This window comes from Streptococcus sp. 68 (genome assembly GCF_013277415.1).
Taxonomy (GTDB): domain Bacteria; phylum Bacillota; class Bacilli; order Lactobacillales; family Streptococcaceae; genus Streptococcus.
Genome location: NZ_VMMX01000005.1, coordinates 35,372 through 57,408, shown reverse-complemented (window position 1 = coordinate 57,408; position 22,037 = coordinate 35,372). Strand labels below are relative to the sequence as shown.

20 protein-coding genes are annotated in these 22,037 nt (G+C 41.3%); 19 read left to right on the top strand and 1 reads right to left on the bottom strand.

All coding sequences use genetic code 11. The annotated features are described in order from the left end of the window. Positions 1 to 69 precede the first annotated feature (69 nt). The 8 genes from HT720_RS02605 (at position 70) to HT720_RS02570 (ending at position 5,563) form a co-directional block, all read left to right on the top strand. Entirely contained in the window at positions 70 to 1,470 is a 1,401-nt protein-coding gene (locus tag HT720_RS02605; protein WP_023940251.1) for a bifunctional Cof-type HAD-IIB family hydrolase/peptidylprolyl isomerase, read from the top strand. A gap of 1 nt (position 1,471) precedes the next feature. Next, on the top strand, positions 1,472 to 1,831 hold the full coding sequence (locus tag HT720_RS02600) for a S1 RNA-binding domain-containing protein (protein WP_016398574.1): 360 nt from the start codon (positions 1,472 to 1,474) through the stop codon (positions 1,829 to 1,831). A gap of 53 nt (positions 1,832 to 1,884) precedes the next feature. After that, on the top strand, positions 1,885 to 2,634 hold the full coding sequence (locus tag HT720_RS02595; protein WP_000390770.1) for a tRNA1(Val) (adenine(37)-N6)-methyltransferase: 750 nt from the start codon (positions 1,885 to 1,887) through the stop codon (positions 2,632 to 2,634). After that, positions 2,624 to 2,908, top strand: a complete 285-nt coding sequence (locus HT720_RS02590; protein WP_023940249.1) for a GIY-YIG nuclease family protein — start codon at positions 2,624 to 2,626, stop codon at positions 2,906 to 2,908. Before HT720_RS02595 ends, HT720_RS02590 begins: the two co-directional genes overlap by 11 nt. 85 nt (positions 2,909 to 2,993) lie before the next feature. Then, the gene (locus HT720_RS02585) at positions 2,994 to 3,929 is read left to right on the top strand and encodes a manganese-dependent inorganic pyrophosphatase (RefSeq protein WP_172934623.1); all 936 of its coding nucleotides are present in this window, start codon (positions 2,994 to 2,996) and stop codon (positions 3,927 to 3,929) included. A 210-nt stretch (positions 3,930 to 4,139) separates the two neighbouring features. Then, positions 4,140 to 4,634, top strand: coding sequence for a YiiX/YebB-like N1pC/P60 family cysteine hydrolase (locus HT720_RS02580; RefSeq protein WP_173274623.1), 495 nt, complete (start codon positions 4,140 to 4,142; stop codon positions 4,632 to 4,634). Continuing rightward, positions 4,618 to 5,268 carry a DUF1803 domain-containing protein gene (locus tag HT720_RS02575; RefSeq protein WP_173274622.1) on the top strand — a complete coding sequence of 217 codons (651 nt, stop codon included), beginning with the start codon at positions 4,618 to 4,620 and terminating at the stop codon, positions 5,266 to 5,268. Before HT720_RS02580 ends, HT720_RS02575 begins: the two co-directional genes overlap by 17 nt. A 100-nt stretch (positions 5,269 to 5,368) precedes the next feature. Further along, the gene (locus tag HT720_RS02570; RefSeq protein WP_000051195.1) at positions 5,369 to 5,563 is read left to right on the top strand and encodes a CsbD family protein; all 195 of its coding nucleotides are present in this window, start codon (positions 5,369 to 5,371) and stop codon (positions 5,561 to 5,563) included. 45 nt (positions 5,564 to 5,608) lie between these two features. Here HT720_RS02570 and HT720_RS02565 read toward each other — a convergent pair whose 3' ends face one another. Further along, a complete protein-coding gene (locus tag HT720_RS02565) occupies positions 5,609 to 7,054 on the bottom strand; it encodes a UDP-N-acetylmuramoyl-L-alanyl-D-glutamate--L-lysine ligase (RefSeq protein ID WP_173274621.1) in 1,446 nt (481 codons plus the stop codon). Positions 7,055 to 7,159: 105 nt separating this feature from the next. Between HT720_RS02565 and HT720_RS02560 the strand changes: the two genes are divergently transcribed. The 11 genes from HT720_RS02560 to mltG all read left to right on the top strand — a co-directional run bounded on the left by HT720_RS02560 (position 7,160) and on the right by mltG (position 21,986). Next, positions 7,160 to 8,782 (top strand): polysaccharide biosynthesis protein, encoded by a 1,623-nt coding sequence (locus tag HT720_RS02560; protein ID WP_173274620.1) that lies wholly within the window; start codon positions 7,160 to 7,162, stop codon positions 8,780 to 8,782. A gap of 204 nt (positions 8,783 to 8,986) precedes the next feature. Next, the gene (locus tag HT720_RS02555) at positions 8,987 to 10,945 is read left to right on the top strand and encodes a peptide ABC transporter substrate-binding protein (RefSeq protein WP_173274619.1); all 1,959 of its coding nucleotides are present in this window, start codon (positions 8,987 to 8,989) and stop codon (positions 10,943 to 10,945) included. Positions 10,946 to 11,258: 313 nt separating this feature from the next. Continuing rightward, entirely contained in the window at positions 11,259 to 11,714 is a 456-nt protein-coding gene (locus HT720_RS02550) for a hypothetical protein (RefSeq protein WP_173218108.1), read from the top strand. Positions 11,715 to 11,878: 164 nt separating this feature from the next. Beyond that, a complete protein-coding gene (locus HT720_RS02545) occupies positions 11,879 to 12,973 on the top strand; it encodes a cystathionine gamma-synthase (RefSeq protein ID WP_173218106.1) in 1,095 nt (364 codons plus the stop codon). A 7-nt stretch (positions 12,974 to 12,980) separates the two neighbouring features. After that, positions 12,981 to 14,147, top strand: a complete 1,167-nt coding sequence (locus HT720_RS02540; RefSeq protein ID WP_173274618.1) for a MalY/PatB family protein — start codon at positions 12,981 to 12,983, stop codon at positions 14,145 to 14,147. 92 nt (positions 14,148 to 14,239) lie between these two features. Next, positions 14,240 to 17,338: a DEAD/DEAH box helicase gene (locus HT720_RS02535; RefSeq protein WP_173274617.1), complete on the top strand. Its 3,099-nt coding sequence runs from the start codon at positions 14,240 to 14,242 to the stop codon at positions 17,336 to 17,338. Positions 17,339 to 17,385: 47 nt separating this feature from the next. Continuing rightward, positions 17,386 to 18,003 (top strand): cystathionine gamma-synthase, encoded by a 618-nt coding sequence (locus HT720_RS02530; protein ID WP_173274616.1) that lies wholly within the window; start codon positions 17,386 to 17,388, stop codon positions 18,001 to 18,003. Between the two features lie 10 nt (positions 18,004 to 18,013). After that, complete coding sequence (gene murC, locus HT720_RS02525; protein ID WP_173274615.1) at positions 18,014 to 19,348, top strand: UDP-N-acetylmuramate--L-alanine ligase; 1,335 nt, start codon at positions 18,014 to 18,016, stop codon at positions 19,346 to 19,348. A gap of 9 nt (positions 19,349 to 19,357) precedes the next feature. Then, complete coding sequence (locus HT720_RS02520) at positions 19,358 to 19,840, top strand: GNAT family N-acetyltransferase (protein ID WP_173274614.1); 483 nt, start codon at positions 19,358 to 19,360, stop codon at positions 19,838 to 19,840. Further along, the gene (locus tag HT720_RS02515) at positions 19,816 to 20,310 is read left to right on the top strand and encodes a GNAT family N-acetyltransferase (protein WP_173274613.1); all 495 of its coding nucleotides are present in this window, start codon (positions 19,816 to 19,818) and stop codon (positions 20,308 to 20,310) included. Before HT720_RS02520 ends, HT720_RS02515 begins: the two co-directional genes overlap by 25 nt. An 80-nt stretch (positions 20,311 to 20,390) precedes the next feature. Beyond that, on the top strand, positions 20,391 to 21,986 hold the full coding sequence (mltG, locus tag HT720_RS02510) for an endolytic transglycosylase MltG (RefSeq protein WP_173274612.1): 1,596 nt from the start codon (positions 20,391 to 20,393) through the stop codon (positions 21,984 to 21,986). The last annotated feature ends 51 nt before the right edge of the window (positions 21,987 to 22,037 follow it).

Genomic DNA, 22,037 nt, shown 5'->3' with positions numbered 1-22,037 from the left:
TCTTTGAAAATAGGGGATTTAGCTACTTTATGGTATAATGGAAAGAGTTAGATTGAAAGAGGTAGTGAGATGGATGCCAAATTAAGATACAAGGCAAAAAAGATTAAGATTGTCTTTTTTGATATTGATGATACATTGCGAAATTCCAAGACAGGTTTTATTCCGTCTTCAATCCCAACTGTTTTTAAGCAATTACGTGAGAAAGGAATCTTGACAGGTATTGCTTCTGGACGGGGGATTTTTGGTGTTGTACCAGAGATTCGTGAACTGAATCCTGACTTTTTTGTGACCTTAAATGGGGCTTATATCGAAGATAAAAAAGGTCAGGTTATTTATCAACATCAGATTGAGAAGTCAGATGTTGAGGAGTATATTTCTTGGGCCAAGCAAGAGGAAATAGAGTATGGCTTGGTTGGGAGTCATGATGCCAAATTGTCGACTCGTACCGATATGATTAGTGAAGCTATCAATCCAATTTATCCCGATTTAGATGTAGATCCTGATTTCCATGAAAAAGAAAATATCTATCAGATGTGGACTTTTGAAGATAAAGGAGATGACTTGCACTTGCCTGACAGTCTCTCAGACAAACTTCGCATGGTTCGTTGGCATGAGCATTCGTCTGATATTGTGCCGATTTCAGGCTCCAAAGCGACGGGGGTGGAAAAGGTTGTGGAACATCTTGGCTTGAAACCAGAGAACGTCATGGTTTTTGGAGATGGCCTCAACGACTTGGAACTCTTTGATTATGCTGGAATCAGCGTTGCAATGGGAATTTCTCATGATAAGATCAAAGAAAAAGCAGATTATATTACAAAAGCACTAGAAGAAGATGGCATTTTTGATGCCTTAGAAGGATTTGGTATGGTAGAAAAAGAATTGCATTTCCCACAAGTAGACATTGAAACAGTAGAAGGTCCTATCGCGACTATTAAGACCAATCACGGAGACTTGCGTATTAAACTTTTCCCTGAACATGCTCCTAAAACAGTAGCTAACTTTGTAGCTCTTGCAAAAGATGGTTACTATGATGGTGTCATTTTCCACCGTATTATCAAGGACTTTATGATTCAAGGTGGAGACCCAACTGGAACTGGTATGGGTGGCGAGTCCATCTACGGCGAATCTTTTGAGGATGAATTCTCAGAAGAACTTTACAATGTCCGGGGTGCCCTTTCTATGGCCAATGCTGGTCCAAATACTAACGGCAGCCAGTTCTTTATCGTGCAAAACCAACACCTACCTTATTCTAAGAAAGAAATTGCTCGTGGTGGTTGGCCAGAACCGATTGCGGAAATCTATGCCAACCAAGGAGGAACTCCTCACCTAGACCGCCGTCATACTGTTTTTGGTCAGCTAGCTGATGAAGCTTCTTACGCTGTTTTGGATGCAATCGCTGCTGTTGAAACAGGGGCTATGGACAAGCCAGTTGAAGATGTTGTGATTGAAACAATTGAAATCGAGGACTAAGATGAAAATCGGTGATAAGCTAAAGGGCCGTATTACAGGGATTCAGCCCTACGGTGCCTTTGTTGAGCTAGAGACAGGTGATACGGGGCTGATTCACATTTCAGAGATTCGGACAGGCTTTATTGAAAATATTCATGACGCCTTGAAAGTCGATGAAGAGGTTCAAGTTCAGGTAGTGGATTTAGATGAATTTACAGGGAAAGCAAGTCTTTCTATCCGCACTTTGGAGGAAGAAAAGCACCAGTTTCCGAGACGGAGACGCTTTTCAAGCGACCGTTTTAACTACGGCTTTGCGCCTCTTAAACGAATGATGCCAATTTGGACTAGAGAAGCCTTGCACTATTTAAAAAAGAAGAAGTAGTTTAGAATTTTATATTTTTTGTAATGTTAATATAAATCTGCTATAATAGAACCATGGAAGAAGAACAATTATTAAAATCAGGGGAGCGAATTAACCAGCTCTTCTCAACAGATATTAAAATCATTCAAAATAGAGAGGTTTTTAGCTATTCGGTGGATAGTGTTCTCTTGTCACGTTTTCCACGTTTTCCTAAAAAGGGCTTGATAGTGGATTTCTGCGCTGGGAATGGAGCGGTGGGGCTATTTGCTAGCACTCGTACTCAGGCACAGATTTTGGCTGTTGAGATTCAGGAGCGTTTGGCGGATATGGCTGAACGCTCTGTCCGTTTGAATGGTTTGGAAGAGCAGATGGAGGTCATCTGTGATGATTTGAAAAATATGCCTGCTTATATCCAGGGAAGTAAGGTGGATATGATTTTGTGTAATCCGCCCTATTTCAAGGTGGATCCTCATTCAAACCTGAACGAGAGTGAACATTATCTCTTGGCGCGACATGAAATCACGACCAATTTGCAGGAAATCTGTCGTAGTGCCCAGAGTATTCTCAAATCTAATGGGCGTTTGGCCATGGTTCATCGTCCTGATCGACTTCTGGATATTTTGGATACGTTACAACGGCATAATCTAGCCCCTAAGCGTCTGCAATTTGTCTATCCAAAAAAGGAAAAGGAAGCCAATATGCTCTTGATTGAAGCTATCAAGGATGGTTCAACAAGTGGCTTTAAGGTCTTACCACCTCTCATTGTTCACAATGATGATGGCTCTTATACGCCGGAACTCGAAGAGATTTATTATGGATTATAAGGCTTATATGTATGTGCTGGAGTGCCGTGACGGATCCTACTATACAGGCTATACGACTGATGTGAAGAGACGCCTCGCTGTCCATAATAGTGGGAAGGGAGCCAAATACACACGAGTACGCTTGCCAGTCAAACTCATCTATGCTCAAGGTTTTGCCAGTAAGGAAGAAGCCATGTCGGCAGAAGCCCTTCTCAAGCGTAAGAAACGACCACAGAAGGAAAGATTTTTATCTGAAAATCAAGATAGAAATTTACTCAGTTATTTTGAAGAGTAGCGGGGAGTCCTTTGACTCCTCTTACTTTTGTCAAAAAGCGAAAAAAATGCTACAATAAAGAGAATAAACAAAATGAGGTATTATCATGTCTAAGATTCTAGTATTTGGTCACCAAAATCCAGACTCAGATGCCATCGGGTCATCTGTAGCCTTTGCCTACCTTGCAAAAGAAGCTTACGGTTTGGATACGGAAGCTGTTGCTCTTGGAACTCCAAATGAAGAAACAGCCTTTGTCTTGAACTATTTTGGTGTAGAAGCACCGCGTGTTATTACTTCTGCCAAAGCAGAAGGAGCAGAGCAAGTTATCTTGACTGACCACAATGAATTCCAACAATCTGTATCAGATATCGCTGAAGTAGAAGTTTATGGTGTTGTAGACCACCACCGTGTGGCTAACTTTGAAACTGCAAGCCCACTCTACATGCGTTTGGAGCCAGTTGGTTCAGCGTCTTCAATCGTTTATCGTATGTTCAAAGAACATGGTGTAGCTGTGCCTAAAGAGATTGCTGGTTTGATGCTTTCAGGTTTGATTTCAGATACCCTTCTTTTGAAATCACCAACAACACATCCAACAGATAAGATTATTGCTCCTGAATTGGCTGAATTGGCTGGTGTAAACTTGGAAGAGTATGGCTTGGCTATGCTGAAAGCTGGTACAAACTTGGCTAGCAAATCTGCTGACGAATTGATTGACATCGATGCTAAGACTTTTGAATTGAACGGAAATAATGTCCGTGTTGCCCAAGTAAACACAGTTGACATCGCTGAAGTTTTAGAACGTCAAGCAGAAATTGAAGCTGCAATGCAAGCTGCCAACGAAGCAAACGGTTACTCTGACTTTGTCTTGATGATTACAGATATCGTCAACTCAAACTCAGAAATCTTGGCTCTTGGTGCCAATATGGACAAGGTCGAAGCGGCTTTCAACTTCAAACTTGAAAACAATCATGCCTTCCTTGCTGGTGCCGTTTCACGTAAGAAACAAGTGGTACCTCAATTGACTGAAAGCTTTAATGCTTAAGATTTTGAGTGTTAATTCAAATTAGGAAAGGCTAGTTTGCCTTATATCGAAAGGAGTTTCGGCTCCTTTTTTTCTAGGAGTGAAGTATGTTAGAAAATGGTGATTTGATACTCAATGAAAATCAAAGAGCAAACTAGGAAGCTAGCCGCAAGCTGTACTTGAGTACGGTAAGGCGACGCTGACGTGGTTTGAATTTGATTTTCGAAGAGTATGATTTTTGTGAGAGATGGGTCAGACATGGGACAGGCCATCCAGACTTCCACAGGCAACTATAACCATGTTGCCATTTATTTGGATGAGATGATTTACCATGCTAGTGGACAGGCTGGTGTTATCTGTCAGGAACCAGCAGATTTCTTTGAGTCCAATCATTTGTACGACCTCTATGTCTACTCAGAAATGGATATCCAGTCGGTGAAGGAAAGAGCTTGCAAATATCTAGGGGCTCCCTACAATGCTTCTTTCTATCCAGATGGAGTTGGTTTCTATTGTTCCCAGTATATAGCAGAAATCCTACCGATTTTTGAAACTATTCCCATGAAATTTGGGGATGGGAAGCAAGAGATTAGTGATTTTTGGAGGGAGTATTACAGAGAATTAGGTCTTCCTGTTCCTCTGAACCAAGCTGGGACCAATCCTAGTCAGTTGGCAGCATCGCCTCTGTTAGAATGTAAAGAAAGGAATCTTCATGATTCAGATTTTTAATCCATCTCGTTTGACGAGACAGCCATTTTTTGGAGAATTGATCCGCTATCTGGACCAGCATGATGATGTTATTTTGAGAGAAATTAAGGCTCAATTTCCAGATCTAGCAGTTGACAAACTCATGGAAGAGTATATAAAGGCTGGCTTGATTCTACGGGAAAATAAGCGTTATTACCTTAATCTTCCTATGCTTAAAACACTCGATAGTCTCGAACTGGATCAAGAGATTTTTGTCAGCGAAGATAGCCCGGTCTATCAAGCCTTGTTGGAGCAGAGTTTTGAGACGGAATTATGCAATCAAACCAATACAGCTATTTTAGTTGAAAAGACCGATTTTGCGCGCACTAAAATGACCCTGTCTAATTATTTCTACAAGGTCAAAAATCAGTATCCTTTGACAGAAAAACAGCAGGAACTCTATGCCATTTTAGGAGATGTTAATCCTGAGTATGCTCTTAAATATATGACGACTTTTTTGTTGAAATTTCTCAAAAAAGACCAGCTTATGCAGAAACGCCGTGACATCTTTGTGGACAGTTTAGTTGTCCTAGGTTATATTGTCCAAAATGCAGATGGAAAGTATGAGTTGGCTATCGATTTTGATAAGGAAAGATTAACTTTCTATTTAGTGTGATTGCTTTTTCTGAGCACATTGTTTGACTTTCCTTAGTATTCAGTATAAACTATATGTAACCGATAACACATATCGGAATAAGACTAAAGGAGACAATCATATGTCACTTGAAAACAAATTAGAACAAGCAACAGGCGCTGTCAAAGAAGGTTTTGGTAAAGTTACTGGAGACAGCAAGACAGAACTTGAAGGAGCTGTTGAAAAAACAGTTGCTAAGGCAAAAGACGTTGTAGAAGACGCTAAAGGTGCTGTAGAAGGTGCCGTGGAAGGTTTGAAAAACGTTTTTACTAAATAATAGTAAAAAATCAAGGGTTTCATTTTCCCTTGATTTTTTCTATTCTTATAAATAATTTTCTGCGACGGCTGCATCTCCTGGATAGGCTTCTTTTTTTCCTTGGACGATTTGGTAGCAATCAGCTCCCTTACCAGCAATAATGACAGCATCGAGTTCTTGTTCAGTGATAGCCATGGCTGCCTTGATGGCTTCTTGCCGATCTGCAATCTTTTCAACAGGATGGTTGATGTAGCTACTAATTTCATCTGCAATGGTCATTGGGTCTTCATAGTTGGGGTCATCAGCAGTCAAAAAGACTTGAATCTCAGGGTGCTGATTGAGGAGGAGGCCAAAGTCCTTACGACGACTTTCTCCCTTATTTCCTGTCGAACCGAGAACCAGAGCAATTTTTCCAGTTTGATGAGTTTCAACCACATTGATGAGTTTTTTGAGACTATCCCCATTGTGGGCGTAGTCGATGAAGACCTTGGCTCCATTTTTCTGGGTGAGGACTTCCATACGACCAGGAACGCGGGTTGCTGCGATTCCTTTTTTGATGTCCTCAAGACTAGCTCCGAGACGGAGGCAAGCAAGTCCAGCAGCAAGGGCATTTTCTTGGTTGAAATGACCAATCAGTTGGATATCATAATCACCAGCCAGTTTCCCCGTAGCTGAAAAACTAAAGGCTTTGGAATTCACGATTTGGTTATCAGATTGGCTACCATAGAAATCATGGTCTTGATCTGCCACTTGTTCTTTTAGTACAGAGAAGTGGTCCATGTCACTGTTAATGATGACTGCTCGGCTATTTTCCATCAAGAGACGCTTGTGGTAGAAGTAGTCTTCAAAGCTGGGGTGTTCAATAGGACCGATATGGTCGGGGCTGATATTGAGGAAAACTCCCACATCAAAGGTTAGACCATAGACACGTTTGACCAGATAGGCCTGACTGGATACTTCCATGATGAGGTGGGTACGGTCATTTTGCACAGCTTGATGCATCATATCAAATAGGTCAATACTTTCAGGGGTTGTCAATGCAGACTTAAAGAAAGTCTTGCCATCAAGAGTTGTATTCATAGTCGAGAGCATAGCAGGTCGGTGACTTTGAGATAAAATGTTATAGGCGAAATAGGCTGCTGTTGTCTTACCCTTAGTACCAGTAAAGGCGAGGAGTTTGAGTTTTTCCTGTGGATTTCCATAAAATTCCATAGCAATCAGACTCATGGCTTTCTTAATGTCGTTCACGATGATGGCAGGAATACCAACCTCATAGTCTTTTTCAGCAACATACCAAGCTAAGCCTTGTGTTATAGCAGAAAGAAGGTATTCTTTTTTAAAGGCAGCGCCTTTTGCGAAAAAAAGAGTGTCTTCTTTTACTTTTCGGCTGTCGTAGCTGATGCTATCAAAAACAACTTTGCTGTAGTTGTAGTGGTAGTGTCCTTGGTCGATAATCTCGCGGAAGAGACCATCTTTCTTTAATATATCTAATACGGTTTCAATTTTTATCATACTTTCTATTGTAAACCGAAAGTCGCAAATTTACAAGTAACAAGGAAAAGTTTATAATGGAAGATAAGGAGTTTTTCCTAGTTATCAAAATTGAATGAGGAATCTATGTCGCACGAAAACAATCACCAGCAGGCCCAGATGTTACGGGGGACTGCTTGGCTAACGGCTAGTAACTTTATCAGTCGCCTACTCGGGGCCATCTATATTATCCCTTGGTACATCTGGATGGGATCTTATGCAGCTACGGCAAATGGTCTCTTTACCATGGGTTACAATATCTATGCTTGGTTCTTGCTGGTTTCAACAGCAGGGATTCCAGTTGCGGTGGCCAAGCAAGTTGCCAAGTACAATACCATTCGAGAAGAAGAGCATAGCTTTGCCCTGATTCGGAGCTTTTTAGGCTTTATGACAGGACTAGGCCTGGTTTTTGCTTTAGTCTTGTATGTCTTTGCTCCTTGGCTAGCAGACTTGTCTGGCGTGGGTAAAGACTTGATCCCAATCATGCAAAGCTTGGCTTGGGGAGTCTTGATTTTCCCGTCTATGAGTGTTATCCGAGGATTTTTCCAAGGGATGAATAACCTCAAACCTTATGCTATGAGTCAAATTGCTGAGCAGGTCATTCGTGTTATCTGGATGCTCTTAGCAACCTTTATCATTATGAAGCTCGGTTCAGGAGATTATCTAGCAGCGGTTACCCAATCCACCTTTGCAGCCTTTGTCGGTATGGTAGCCAGTTTTGCAGTTTTGATTTATTTCCTTGCTCAAGAAGGCTTACTCAAAAGAGTCCTTGAAACAGGGGATAAGATTAACAGCAAACACCTGTTAATGGATACCATTAAGGAAGCCATTCCTTTTATCCTGACAGGCTCTGCCATCCAGCTTTTCCAGATTTTGGATCAGCTGACCTTTATCAATAGTATGAGTTGGTTTACCAACTACAGCAACGAGGACTTGGTTGTCATGTTTTCTTATTTCTCAGCCAATCCTAATAAAATCACGATGATTTTGATTTCTGTTGGAGTTTCAATTGGGGGTGTCGGTTTACCACTTTTGACTGAAAACTATGTCAAGGGGGACTTGAAGGCAGTTTCTCGTCTCGTTCAGGACAGCATTACCATGCTTTTTATATTCCTACTGCCAGCAACGGTTGGAGTGGTCATGGTAGGAGAACCTCTGTATACGGTCTTCTATGGTAAGCCAGATAGTTTGGCTATGGGCTTATTTGTCTTTGCAGTTTTGCAGTCTATTATTTTAGGCCTGTACATGGTCTTGTCTCCAATGCTTCAGGCCATGTTCCGTAACCGCAAGGCCGTTCTCTATTTTATCTATGGTTCCATTGCCAAGCTGGTCTTACAACTACCAACCATTGCTCTCTTTCACAGTTACGGGCCTTTGATTTCAACAACCATTGCTCTCATCATTCCTAACGTCTTGATGTATCGGGACATTTGTAAGGTAACGGGTGTTAAGCGCAAGGTGATTGTGAAGCGAACCATTTTAATCAGTTTGCTGACCCTAGTCATGTTTCTGTTAATAGGAACCATCCAGTGGCTGTTAGGATTTTTCTTCCAACCAAGTGGACGTTTGTGGAGCTTCTTTTATGTAGCTCTTGTCGGTGCCATGGGGGGTGGACTTTATATGGTTATGAGTCTGCGTACCTATTTATTAGATAAGGTAATAGGAAAAGCCCAAGCAGATCGCCTGCGAGCAAAATTTAATCTTTCGTAAGATAGCATTTATAAATAAAAGGAATAAGTTGAACAATCTTTTAGGAGAACTTGAAACTTATTCCTTTTTTAGCGTCAAAACAGCTAAAATTATCTTTTGAAAGTAGAAGATGAGGTATTTTTCGATTTTTTCAGAAAAAATCATTGACTAAACAAACTAAACGTTGTATAATAAAACAAATATTTAAAGCAGGAGGTTCTGGAAATGAAAAAGTCTAAGAGCAAATATCTAACCTTGGCAGGTCTTATCCTGGGTACAGGAATTTTATTGAGCGCCTGTGGAAATTCTAGCACAGGGTCAAAAACATACAATTATGTTTATTCAAGTGATCCGTCTAGTTTGAACTATCTAGCAGAAAACCGCGCAACAACCAGTGATATTGTGGTCAATTTGGTAGATGGTCTCATGGAAAATGACCAGTACGGAAACTATATTCCATCCTTGGCTGAGGATTGGACTGTTTCTCAAGACGGTTTGACCTATACCTATAAACTGCGTAAGGATATTAAGTGGTATACTGCAGATGGGGAAGAATATGCTCCTGTAACTGCCCAAGATTTTGTGACAGGTTTGAAATATGCGGCTGATAAAAAATCAGAAGCCTTGTACTTAGTGCAAGAATCCGTTGCTGGTTTAGATGACTATATCACTGGTAAAACAAGCGACTTTTCAACTGTCGGAGTCAAGGCTCTTGATGACCAAACGGTTCAATATACCTTGACACGACCAGAACCTTACTGGAACTCAAAAACAACCTCAACTATTCTCTTCCCAGTCAATGCAGATTTCTTGAAATCAAAAGGGGATGATTTCGGGAAGGTAGATCCATCTAGCATTTTGTACAATGGACCTTTCTTGATGAAATCCTTTGTTTCAAAATCGGTCATCGAATTTAAGAAAAATCCTAACTACTGGGATGCTAAGAATGTCTTTGTAGATGATGTGAAATTGGCCTATTATGATGGTAGTGACCAAGATGCACTAGCTCGTAACTTTGTCGAGGGGGCTTATAGCTACGCTCGTCTTTATCCAAATAGTTCAAGCTTTGAAGGAATTAAAGAAAAGAATAAGGACAATATCATTTATAGCTTGCAAGATGCTACTTCTTACTTCTTAAACTTTAACCTAGATAGAAAATCTTATAAATTCACTTCTAAGACAAGTGATGCTGAAAAGAAATCGACTCAGGAAGCGGTTCTTAACAAGAACTTCCGTCAAGCCATTAACTTTGCCTACGACCGTACAGCCTATGGAGCTCAATCTCAAGGAGAAGATGGTGCAACTAAGATTTTGCGTAACTTGGTTGTTCCTCCAAACTTCGTAAGTATCAAGGGAAAAGACTTTGGTGAAGTAGTAGCCTCTAAGATGGTCAATTATGGTAAGGAATGGCAAGGAATCAACTTCGCGGATGCCCAAGATCCATACTACAATCCAGAGAAAGCCAAGGCCAAATTTGCAGAAGCAAAGCAAGAGCTAGAAGCCAAGGGAGTAACCTTCCCTATCCACTTGGACATGACAGTTGATCAAGCTGTTAAAAAGGGTGTTCAAGAGGCAAATTCTATGAAGCAATCTATTGAAGCAGCCTTAGGTGCAGAAAATGTTGTAATTGATATTCAACAACTTTCTACTGAAGACTTTGATAATACCAGCTATTTGGCTCAGACTGCAGCTCAGAAAGATTACGATCTATACAATGGTGGTTGGAGTCCAGACTATCAAGATCCTTCAACCTATCTTGATGTATTTAACGTTAATTCTGGTGGTTTGATGCAAAATCTAGGTTTAGAGCCAGGTGAAGCTAATGACAAGGCCAAGGCTGTTGGGCTGGATGTCTATACCCAAATGTTGGAAGAAGCCAATAAGGAACAAGATCTTGCAAAACGCTATGAAAAGTATGCTGATGCCCAAGCTTGGTTGGTAGATAGCTCTCTAGCAATTCCAAATGTTTCACGGGGTGGAACACCAACATTGAGAAAAACAGTTCCATTCTCAGCGCCATATTCATTGGCTGGTAATAAAGGGGTCGAATCCTATAAATACCTCAAAGTACAAGATAAGACAGTCACAAAAGACGAATATGAAAAAGCTAAAGAAAAATGGTTGAAAGAAAAAGAAGAATCTAATAAAAAAGCCCAAGAAGAATTGGCAAAACATGTTAAATAAGGATTTTTCAAGAAAAACGATGGTTTCGAAAGAAGCTGTCGTTTTTTAATAGAATGATGGTAAATTTGGAAGAAAAATCTCACATTTTTTTCTTTGTTTCTTGAATTTATGTTATAATGAATATAACATAAATATGAGGAGCTATTTTCGAAAATCTACCCAATGTTGATTGAAGTATGCACATGCTAGGATGATTTAATAGGAGGGATGCTGTCTACTGGAAAAGTAAGATAAAATGTAACTAATGATAAGTTCTTCTTTTATGTGAAGAGCTCTTATCTGCCTATTTACTAATCGTTATGGAGGTATCATCATGGGCGCTATTATGGAGTTTGCAACAGAAAAACAGATTGCATCATTTCTTTCAACTTGTCGCATTGAAGGGCAAAAGAATTTTCTGATGGCTTTCAAGAAAAAGACATGGTTCAAATCCTTTATTGATTTTTTCATTATAGGAGGTAGTTACTATGTTCAGTCGAGTGTGAAGCCTAAGATTCTGGCATTCACACCTAAGGGAATCTACTTGATGGACATCAGTGATGTAACAGAAAATCATTCTAATCATGTCGTAGAGATGCCTTGGAATCAAGTCAAAGATTTTACTTATAAGCCAGTCTTGAATACAGTTAGGCTGAACTGGAACTATCAAAATGAAGCCTATATTTTTTCCGTGGATGTCGGTCAGATTAGTCAGCATGTGGGCCAATATCAATTTAACAAAGAGCATTATGATTATTTATCCCAACAGGATTTCTTTCAGTCTAAGTAAGCCCTAGCAATCATTTTCACAAAAGAATCTGGAAGCTTTTCTGGATTCTTTTTAGCTTTACTATCTAAGTATATAGTTTAAAACTATAACTAGCTCTTGAAAAGAAGAAAATGAGTTGATGAAAATAAGTGGTACAATAGTTACTATAGATTTGGAGGAATTGTATGAGCAAGGAATTACACATTAACACAATTTTGGCCCAGGCGGGTATTAAGTCAGATGAAGCGACAGGTGCATTGGTGACACCGCTTCATTTTTCAACGACCTATCAGCATCCAGAGTTTGGTCAATCTACTGGATTTGACTATACGCGCACCAAAAACCCAACTCGCAGTAAGGCTGAGGAAGTCTTGGCAGCTATTGAGTCAGCAGACTATGCCCTAGCGACTAGCTCAGGAATGTCAGCTATTGTACTGGCCTTTAGCGTCTTTCCAGTAGGAAGTAAGGTCTTGGCGGTGCGTGACCTTTATGGAGGTTCTTTCCGCTGGTTCAATCAAGTGGAGCAGGAAGGTCGTTTCCATTTTACCTATGCCAACACAGAAGAAGAATTGATTGTCGAGTTGGAGAAGGATGTGGATGTTCTCTATATCGAAACGCCAACCAATCCCTTGATGTTGGAATTTGATATCGAAAAACTAGCAAAATTGGCTCATGCTAAGGGTGCCAAAGTGGTGGTGGACAATACCTTCTACAGCCCTATCTACCAACGTCCGATTGAAGATGGAGCAGATATCGTTCTCCATTCAGCAACCAAGTATCTGGCAGGCCACAATGATGTCCTGGCTGGAGTGGTTGTGACCAATAGTTTAGAACTATACGAGAAGCTTTTCTACAATCTCAATACGACAGGGGCAGTCTTGTCACCATTTGACAGCTATCAATTGATTCGTGGTCTCAAGACCTTGTCTCTTCGTATGGAGCGCTCAACAGCTAATGCCCAAGAAGTGGTTGCCTTTTTGAAGGATTCTCCAGCAGTTAAGGAAGTTCTCTATACTGGTCGTGGGGGCATGATTTCCTTTAAAGTAGCCGATGAAACGCGCATTCCACATATTTTGAACAGTCTCAAGGTCTTCTCTTTTGCGGAAAGTTTGGGTGGGGTAGAAAGTCTCATTACTTATCCAACGACTCAAACCCATGCTGATATTCCAGCAGAAGTGCGCCATTCCTATGGTTTGACAGATGACCTCTTGCGTTTGTCGATTGGGATTGAGGATGCTAGAGATTTGATTGCAGATTTGCACCAAGCCTTGGAAGGATAAGACAAAGATGGGAAAATATGATTTTACAAGCCTGCCCAACCGTTTAGGGCACCATACCTATAAATGGAAAGAAACAGAAACGGATAGTGAAGTTCTACCAGCTTGGATAGCGGATATGGACTTTGTAGTCTTGCCTGAAATCCGCCAAGCCGTGCAGACTTATGCGGATCAACTGGTTTATGGCTATACCTATGCCAGTGATGAGTTAATTAAGGAAGTTCAAAAGTGGGAAGCCACACAACACGGTTACCACTTTGACAAAGAGGCTCTTGTCTTTATCGAGGGTGTGGTACCAGCTATCTCAACAGCTATTCAAGCCTTTACAAAAGAAGGCGAGGCAGTTCTGATTAACACACCTGTCTACCCACCTTTTGCTCGCAGTGTCAAGTTGAATAATCGTAGATTGATTACCAATTCTTTGGTGGAAAAGGATGGTCTGTTTGAGATTGACTTTGACCAACTTGAAAAGGATTTGGTGGAAGAGGATGTCAAACTTTATATTCTCTGCAATCCTCACAATCCTGGTGGACGTGTTTGGGAAAAAGAAGTGTTGGAGAAGATTGGTCAACTCTGTCAAAAATATGGTATTTTCTTGGTTTCAGATGAGATTCACCAAGATTTAGCCCTCTTTGGTCACAAACACCAGTCTTTCAATACTGTCAACCCTGACTTTAAAGAATTTGCGATTGTCTTGAGCAGTGCTACTAAAACCTTTAATATTGCTGGGACAAAAAATTCCTATGCAGTTATTGAAAATCCTAAGTTGAGACTGGCTTTCCAGAAACGCCAGTTGACCAATAATCAGCATGAAATTTCAGGCTTGGGCTATTTGGCGACAGAAGCTGCTTATCGCTATGGGAAGGGTTGGCTAGAGGAACTCAAGCAAGTCTTTGAAGACCACATCAATTACGTGGTGGATTTATTTGGAAAAGAGACTAAAATCAAGGTTATGAAACCGCAAGGAACCTACTTGATTTGGCTTGATTTTTCAGCCTATGACCTGACTGATGAAGCATTGCAAGAGCTGTTGAGAAATGAAGCTAAGGTTATCCTCAATCGTGGTTTGGATTTTGGGGAGGAAGGAAGTCTCCATGCCCGTCTCAATGTAGCCATGCCTAAATCTCTGCTGCAAGAAGTTTGTCAGCGAATTGTGACGACTTTTGCCAAACGTTAAAAATCCAGCCTTCTAGGAGAAAAGTCTTCCTAGAAGGCTATTTTCATAGGGGAAAATATGGTATAATAAAAAGATAAGGTAAAGGTGAAAATATGGCTAAATTGATTCCGGGGAAAGTCCGTATCGAAGGCGTTGCCCTTTATGAAACTGGTAAGGTTGACATCATCAAGGAAAAGAACAATCGGCTCTATGCTCGCGTGGCAGAAGAAGAACTGCGCTATAGTTTAGAGGATGATTTGGTTTTTTGTGCCTGCGATTTTTTCCAAAAGAGGGGCTACTGTGTCCACTTGGCAGCGCTGGAGCATTTTCTGAAAAATGATGATCGTGGTCAGGAAATCTTGCAGAGTCTGGAAGAAGGTCATGAAGAAAAAGAGGCCGTTGAAACCAAGGTGACCTTGGGTGGCAAATTTTTGGATCGAATCTTGTCTCCAAAATCAGACCGAGCCTATGAATTATCGGCTGTGGGGCAGGTGGAAGCAGGAACCAATCATATCTTGTGGACTCTGAGAATCGGCCAAATCAATAGCCAAAAATACTATGTCATTCGAGATATTCCACTCTTTTTAAGGATTGTCGAGCAGAGAAAGTCTTATATGATTGGCAAAACTTATGAGGAATCCTTGTCTTGGGAAGCCTTTGATGAGGCTAGTCAAGAACTTCTGACTTTCTTGCGCGGACTAATGGAGGAAGGACAGGCTCCAGACCTCTTTTTCCAAAACCAAGGTCGGCACCTCTTTTTCCCCCTGACCTTTTTTGAGCAGGGTGTGAATTTACTGATGACCTTGCCGCATTTTCAATTTGACCATCAAGTGGATAGCTATCAGACTCTGCTTTTTCAGGATATGCATGCTGATGCCAATCTATTTGCCTTTACAGTAACAGCATACTCGGATTATTTTGAAATGGAAATCAGTGAAAGTCCAAGGGTCAATGCCTTTTATCAGGGAGCTGTGCTTTTCCATAAAGGACAGGTTTATTTTCTAACAGACCAGCAGATGCAACTTCTCAAGGAAATCAAAGCGCTGCCTTTGGATCAGCATGGAAAGAAATACCTGCAATTTGATAGCAGTGACCGCGATAAGTTGGCTTCCTGTCTAACGCTCTTTAGCCAGATGGGGACCGTTTCAGCTCCAGAGCGTCTACAAATCAAAACTTTTGCACCCTCTTTTTACTTTGATAGGGAAGAGGATAATCGGATTCGTTTAGAGATTCAGTTTGATTATGGAGATAAGCAGGTATCTAGCCGACAAGAGCTAGAAGAATTGCCATTTTCGAGTGACGCGGACTTAGAAGAAAGAGTTTTCCAAGTCTGTTTGGCAGCTGGATTTGAAGCAGACTTTCAATCTTGGCGTCAGGCCTTAAAAGCAGAGTCTGTCTATCATTTCTTCCATGAAATCATTCCAGTCTTTGAAAAACTCGGAAATGTTGACCTATCAGACAAGCTAGAAGAGCTTTATAGCCTAGCAAGCCCTCAAGTACAGATTGCCTCCAAGGGAGGTCTCTTGGAAATTCAGTTTGATTTTCAAGATATTGCCCAGGAGGAAATCGACCAAGCCATGCAGGCCTTGGTTGCCAACAAGGATTTTTACATTGGTTCGTCTAATCAAGTCTACTTTTTCGATGAAGAAACCAAGAAAATTCGCCAAAATCTACAGGAACTAGGACAATTTGAATTAAAAGATGGCTCCTTACAGGCTCGGAAATCCTTGGCCTACAGTTTAGCTCATCTCTTTGAAGGGCGAGACCGTGTTTCTTTTTCACAAGAATTTCAGAATCTGGCCCACGATTTGACGCATCCAGAGGACTTCCCTAGACAAGCAACTCAGGTTCAGGCTGATTTGCGAGATTATCAGGAAAAGGGAATCGGCTGGTTGCAAATGCTCCATCATTATGGTTTTGGTGGGATTTTGGCTGATGATATGGGATTGGGGAAAACCCTCCAGACCATTGCTTTTTTGACCAGCCAAGTGACAAAAGAAAGTCGAGTTTTGATTCTCGCTCCGTCGGGTTTGATCTACAACTGGGCAGATGAATTTCAGAAATTTGCTCCACAGTTGGATGTGGCTGTTGTTCATGGTTTGAAAACGAGTCGTGAAGAGATTCTTGCCGAAAGCCATCAAATTTATGTGACGAGCTATGCCACCTTCCGTCAGGACAGTGAACTTTATCAGGGGATGGCCTTTGACTTCCTTTTCTTAGATGAGGCTCAGGTTATGAAAAATGCCCAGACCAAGATTGCCCAGACCTTGAGACAATTTGTAGTACCGTCAGTCTTTGCCTTGTCAGGAACTCCTATTGAAAATCATCTGGGTGAGTTGTGGTCCATTTTCCAAATCGTCATGCCAGGACTCTTGCCAAGTAAGAAAGAATTTATGAAATTGCCAGCCGAGCGTGTGGCTCAGTTTATCAAGCCCTTCGTTATGCGGCGCAAGAAAGAAGAAGTTCTGACTGAATTGCCAGACTTGATTGAAGTGGTTTATAAGAATGAACTGGAAGACCAGCAAAAGGCTATTTACCTAGCCCAATTGCAACAGATGCGAGATCGTCTGGCTCAAGTGTCAGATCAGGAATTTCAGCGAAGTCGGGTGGAAATCTTATCTGGTCTGATGCGCTTGCGTCAAATTTGTGACACTCCTGCCCTCTTTATGGAGGATTATCAGGGAGCCAGTGGCAAACTGGATAGTCTCCGAGACCTGCTGCTACAGGTGGCAGACGGTGGACACCGTGTCTTGATTTTCTCGCAGTTCAAGGGAATGTTGGAAAAAATAGAACAAGAACTGCCAGACTTAGGATTGACATCCTTTAAAATTACAGGTTCAACCCCAGCCAAGGAAAGACAAGACATGACCAAGGCCTTTAATCAAGGGGAAAGAGATGCCTTTCTGATTTCCCTCAAGGCTGGTGGTGTCGGTCTGAACCTGACAGGTGCTGATACCGTTATCTTGGTTGACCTTTGGTGGAATCCAGCGGTGGAAGCGCAAGCCATTGGCCGTGCCCATCGGATGGGTCAGGAAGAAACGGTTGAGGTTTATCGCTTAGTGACCAGGGGAACCATTGAAGAAAAAATTCAGGAACTCCAAGAACAAAAGAAACATCTGGTGTCACAAGTATTGGACGGCACAGAGTCACGTGGCAGTCTGACCCTAGCAGAAATTAGAGAAATTTTGGGAATTTCTGAAGCCAGCACTTGAAAAATCAAGACAATACGCTATAATGAAGTGTTGAAAGGAAATAGAAAATGAAACAAGAACGATTTCCATTGGTGTCAGATGACGAGGTCATGCTGACTGAAATGCCAGTCATGAACTTGTACGATGAGTCTGATCTGATCAGTAATATCAAGGGTGAGTATCGAGATAAAAATTATTTAGAATGGGCTCCTATTACTGAAGAGGCGCCAGTAAAACCGATTGAAAAGCAAGTCGAGAAACCTAAAAAAGCTCCTTTAGGGGTGAAAAAAGAAGGAAAGAGCTATGCAGAGGTGGCGCGTGAAGAAGCGCGTGCAGACTTGAAAAAGAAACGCTCTGCCAACTATTTAACTCAGGATTTCAGCCGTGCGAGACGTCATTCTAAATCAGGCCTTCTTAGACAGGGCAATCAACCGACAGCGCCTTTCCAAAAGGAAAATCCTGGTGAATTTGTCAAATATAGCCAAAAATTGACCCAGTCTCATTATATCTTGGCGGAAGAAGTTCATTCTATCCCTACCAAGAGTGAAGAAGTGTCAGCACCTGCTCCAAAGAAAAACAACTATGATTTTCTAAAGAAGAGCCAAATTTACAATAAAAAAAGTAAACAAACAGAACAAGAACGTCAGGTTGCACAAGAGTTGAATCTGACAAGAATTACAGAATAGGGGAGGAAACATGTCAAAGACATATCATTTTATCGGAATTAAGGGATCAGGGATGAGTGCCTTGGCCTTGATGTTGCACCAAATGGGGCATAAGGTACAGGGATCAGATGTTGAAAAGTACTACTTTACTCAACGTGGTCTTGAGCAGGTAGGAATCACCATTCTTCCTTTTGATGAAAAGAACCTAGACGGTGATATGGAAATTATCGCTGGAAATGCCTTTCGTCCAGATAACAACGTCGAAATCGCCTATGCGGACCAAAATGGTATCAGCTACAAACGTTACCATGAATTTCTAGGTAGCTTTATGCGTGACTTTGTTAGCATGGGAGTAGCAGGAGCGCATGGAAAAACTTCAACGACAGGTATGTTGTCTCATGTCTTATCTCACATCACAGACACTAGCTTCTTGATTGGGGATGGGACAGGTCGTGGTTCGGCCAATGCCAAATATTTTGTCTTTGAATCTGACGAATATGAACGCCACTTTATGCCTTACCACCCAGAATACTCTATTATCACCAACATTGACTTTGACCATCCAGACTATTTCACAAGTCTAGAGGATGTTTTCAACGCTTTTAACGACTATGCTAAACAAATTACCAAGGGTCTTTTTGTCTATGGTGAAGACGCAGAATTGCGTAAGATTACGTCTGATGCTCCGATTTATTATTATGGTTTTGAAGCAGAAGGTAATGATTTTGTAGCTAGTGAGCTTCTTCGTTCAACAACTGGTTCAACCTTCACCGTTCACTTCCGTGGACAAGAATTGGGTCAATTCCACATCCCAACCTTTGGTCGTCACAATATCATGAATGCGACAGCCGTTATTGGTCTTCTTTACACAGCAGGATTTGATTTGAACTTGGTGCGTGAGCACTTGAAAACATTTGCTGGTGTTAAGCGTCGTTTCACTGAGAAAATTGTCAATGACACAGTGATTATTGATGACTTTGCCCACCATCCAACAGAAATTATTGCGACCTTGGATGCGGCTCGTCAGAAATACCCAAGCAAGGAAATTGTAGCAGTCTTCCAACCGCATACCTTTACAAGAACCATTGCCTTGTTGGACGAATTTGCTCACGCTTTGAACCAAGCGGATGCTGTTTATCTAGCGCAAATTTATGGGTCAGCTCGTGAAGTGGATCATGGGGATGTTAAGGTAGAAGACCTAGCTAATAAAATCAACAAGAAACACCAAGTCATTACTGTTGAAAATGTTTCTCCACTCCTTGACCATGACAATGCTGTCTATGTCTTTATGGGAGCAGGAGACATCCAAACCTATGAATACTCATTTGAGCGTCTCTTGTCTAATTTGACAAGTAATGTTCAATAGGATGCTCCCATGGAAATTCCAATTAAGATCATTCAGGCAAGCAAGTCTGATTTGGCTGAGATAGAGGCGATTCAAACTTCGTCTTTTCCAGCTGAAAAGCAGCAACCTTCCCATATTTTAGAAGAAAGTATCCGTAAGTGTGCGGATACCTTTCTTCTAGCTAGGGATGAAAACAAACTTTTAGGCTATATTCTATCAAGTCCCCAGTCAGACAATCCGCAATGTCTAAAAGTACATTCTTTAGTCATTGAGTCTGACCATCAGAGACAGGGCTTGGGAACACTTCTTCTTGCAGCCTTGAAAGAGGTGGCAGTTGAGCTGGATTACAAAGGGATTCGTTTGGAGAGTCCTGATGAGCTGCTTTCCTATTTTGAAATGAACGGTTTTATTGATGAAGAAACTTCGCTTTATGCAACTAGCCAGGGATTTAGTATGATTTGGTTTAATCCCTTTTATCTGGAGGCACAATGGAAATTAGGAAAGCAAGATTAGAAGATTTGGATCGGATTGTTGAGATTGAACTAGAAAATTTCTCGATTGAAGAAGCCATTCCTCGCTCTGTTTTTGAGGCACATTTGCGAGAAATTCAGACCTCGTTTCTGGTTGCAGAAAAAGAGGGTAAGATTATTGGTTATATCGAAGGGCCAGTTGCCCCTCACCGCTATCTACAAGACCAGTCTTTTACAGAAGAGATAGAAGATTATAGTCATGAGACTGGTGGTTATATCTCTGTGACCTGTCTTTCTATTGCCAAGGAGGCACAGGGCCTCGGACTGGGTCAGCAATTGCTAACAGTCTTGAAAGAACTGGCTCTTGAAGATGAGAGAGATGGCATTAACCTAACCTGCCATGACTATCTCATCGCCTACTATGAAAAACATGAATTTATCAACGAAGGCTTGTCCCAGTCAACCTTTGCAGGGGAAACCTGGTATGATATGGTCTGGGAAACGAAAAAATAAGCTAGGAAAAGTATCATAGGTTGCTTTTCTTGGACTTTTAAGATATAATATTATGGATTGTCAACAAGGAGGAAAAACTTTTGAGTGAAAAGTCAAGAGAAGAAGAGAAATTAAGCTTTAAAGAGCAGATTCTGAGAGATTTAGAAAAAGTAAAAGGCTATGATGAAGTTCTGAAAGAAGATGAGGCAGTAGTTCGCACTCCTGCAAATGAAGCTTCAGCTGAAGAACTCATGGCTGATTCCTTGTCAACGGTAGAGGAGATTATGAGAAAAGCTCCTACCGTGCCGACTCACCCAAGTCAAGATGTACCTTCTTCTCCAGCGGAAGAAAGTGGTTCAAGACCAGGACCAGGTCCTGTTAGACCTAAGAAACTTGAAAGAGAATACAATGAAACCCCAACAAGGGTAGCTGTTTCCTATAAGACAGCAGAGAAAAAAGCAGAACAAGCAGGTCCAGAAACACCTACGCCTGCTACAGAAACAGTGGATATCATCAGCGATACACCACGTCGTAGCCGTAGAGAAGGAGCAAAACCCGTTAAGCCTAAGAAAGAGAAGAAGTCACATGTGAAAGCCTTTGTGATTTCATTCCTTGTATTCCTTGCCTTGCTCTCAGCAGGTGGTTACTTTGGTTACCAGTACGTGCTAGATTCTTTGTTACCCATCGATGCTAATTCTAAGAAATATGTGACGGTTCAAATTCCTGACGGTTCAAACGTTCAAGAAATCGGTACGACGCTTGAAAAAGCTGGTTTGGTAAAGCATGGTCTGATTTTTAGCTTTTATGCCAAGTATAAAAATTATACCGACTTGAAAGCAGGTTACTACAATTTGCAAAAGAGTATGAGTACAGAAGACTTACTCAAAGAGTTGCAAAAAGGTGGAACAGATGAACCGCAAGAACCTGTCCTTGCGACTTTGACAATTCCAGAAGGTTATACGATTGATCAAATTGCACAAGCGGTAGGTCAATTGCAAGGTGACTTCAAAGAGCCTTTGACAGCGGAGGCTTTCTTGGCTAAAGTTCAAGATGAGAACTTTATCAGTCAAGAAGTTGCCAAATATCCGAGTCTACTTGAAAGCTTGCCTACAAAGGAAAGTGGGGCTCGTTATCGTTTGGAAGGATACCTTTTCCCAGCTACATACTCTATCAAGGAAAGCACAACTGTTGAAAGCTTGATTGATGAGATGTTGGCGGCTACGGATAAGAACCTATCTCCTTACTATAGTACTATCAAATCTAAAAACTTGACTGTCAATGAGTTGTTGACCATTGCTTCCTTGGTCGAAAAAGAAGGTGCCAAGACAGAAGATCGTAAGCTCATTGCAGGTGTATTCTACAATCGTTTGAATCGTGATATGCCACTTCAAAGTAATATTGCAATCTTGTATGCCCAAGGAAAACTGGGGCAAAATATCAGCCTAGCTGAGGATGTTGCGATTGATACCAACATTGATTCACCTTATAATGTTTATAAAAATGTAGGTCTCATGCCTGGTCCAGTCGATAGTCCAAGTCTGGATGCGATTGAGTCAAGCATCAATCAAACTAAGAGCGATAACCTCTACTTTGTAGCAGATGTCACAGATGGCAAGGTCTACTATGCTAACAATCAAGAAGACCACGATCGCAATGTTGCTGAACATGTCAACAGCAAATTAAACCAAACAAACTAAAATTATGTGATACTTCACATAATTTTCTTTCGAAAATATCATCAGAAGAAA

What these genes read in the sequence shown, in the direction of transcription:
- HT720_RS02585 (WP_172934623.1), top strand. Translation starts at nt 2,994, where the DNA reads ATGTCTAAGATTCTAGTATTTGGTCACCAAAATCCAGACTCAGATGCC.
- HT720_RS02520 (WP_173274614.1), top strand. Translation starts at nt 19,358, where the DNA reads ATGGAAATTCCAATTAAGATCATTCAGGCAAGCAAGTCTGATTTGGCT.
- HT720_RS02570 (WP_000051195.1), top strand. Translation starts at nt 5,369, where the DNA reads ATGTCACTTGAAAACAAATTAGAACAAGCAACAGGCGCTGTCAAAGAA.
- HT720_RS02560 (WP_173274620.1), top strand. Translation starts at nt 7,160, where the DNA reads ATGTCGCACGAAAACAATCACCAGCAGGCCCAGATGTTACGGGGGACT.
- HT720_RS02600 (WP_016398574.1), top strand. Translation starts at nt 1,472, where the DNA reads ATGAAAATCGGTGATAAGCTAAAGGGCCGTATTACAGGGATTCAGCCC.
- HT720_RS02565 (WP_173274621.1), bottom strand. Translation starts at nt 7,054, where the DNA reads ATGATAAAAATTGAAACCGTATTAGATATATTAAAGAAAGATGGTCTC.
- HT720_RS02540 (WP_173274618.1), top strand. Translation starts at nt 12,981, where the DNA reads ATGGGAAAATATGATTTTACAAGCCTGCCCAACCGTTTAGGGCACCAT.
- HT720_RS02595 (WP_000390770.1), top strand. Translation starts at nt 1,885, where the DNA reads ATGGAAGAAGAACAATTATTAAAATCAGGGGAGCGAATTAACCAGCTC.
- HT720_RS02555 (WP_173274619.1), top strand. Translation starts at nt 8,987, where the DNA reads ATGAAAAAGTCTAAGAGCAAATATCTAACCTTGGCAGGTCTTATCCTG.
- HT720_RS02550 (WP_173218108.1), top strand. Translation starts at nt 11,259, where the DNA reads ATGGGCGCTATTATGGAGTTTGCAACAGAAAAACAGATTGCATCATTT.
- HT720_RS02535 (WP_173274617.1), top strand. Translation starts at nt 14,240, where the DNA reads ATGGCTAAATTGATTCCGGGGAAAGTCCGTATCGAAGGCGTTGCCCTT.
- HT720_RS02515 (WP_173274613.1), top strand. Translation starts at nt 19,816, where the DNA reads ATGGAAATTAGGAAAGCAAGATTAGAAGATTTGGATCGGATTGTTGAG.
- HT720_RS02590 (WP_023940249.1), top strand. Translation starts at nt 2,624, where the DNA reads ATGGATTATAAGGCTTATATGTATGTGCTGGAGTGCCGTGACGGATCC.
- HT720_RS02530 (WP_173274616.1), top strand. Translation starts at nt 17,386, where the DNA reads ATGAAACAAGAACGATTTCCATTGGTGTCAGATGACGAGGTCATGCTG.
- HT720_RS02580 (WP_173274623.1), top strand. Translation starts at nt 4,140, where the DNA reads ATGATTTTTGTGAGAGATGGGTCAGACATGGGACAGGCCATCCAGACT.
- HT720_RS02575 (WP_173274622.1), top strand. Translation starts at nt 4,618, where the DNA reads ATGATTCAGATTTTTAATCCATCTCGTTTGACGAGACAGCCATTTTTT.
- HT720_RS02605 (WP_023940251.1), top strand. Translation starts at nt 70, where the DNA reads ATGGATGCCAAATTAAGATACAAGGCAAAAAAGATTAAGATTGTCTTT.
- murC (WP_173274615.1), top strand. Translation starts at nt 18,014, where the DNA reads ATGTCAAAGACATATCATTTTATCGGAATTAAGGGATCAGGGATGAGT.
- HT720_RS02545 (WP_173218106.1), top strand. Translation starts at nt 11,879, where the DNA reads ATGAGCAAGGAATTACACATTAACACAATTTTGGCCCAGGCGGGTATT.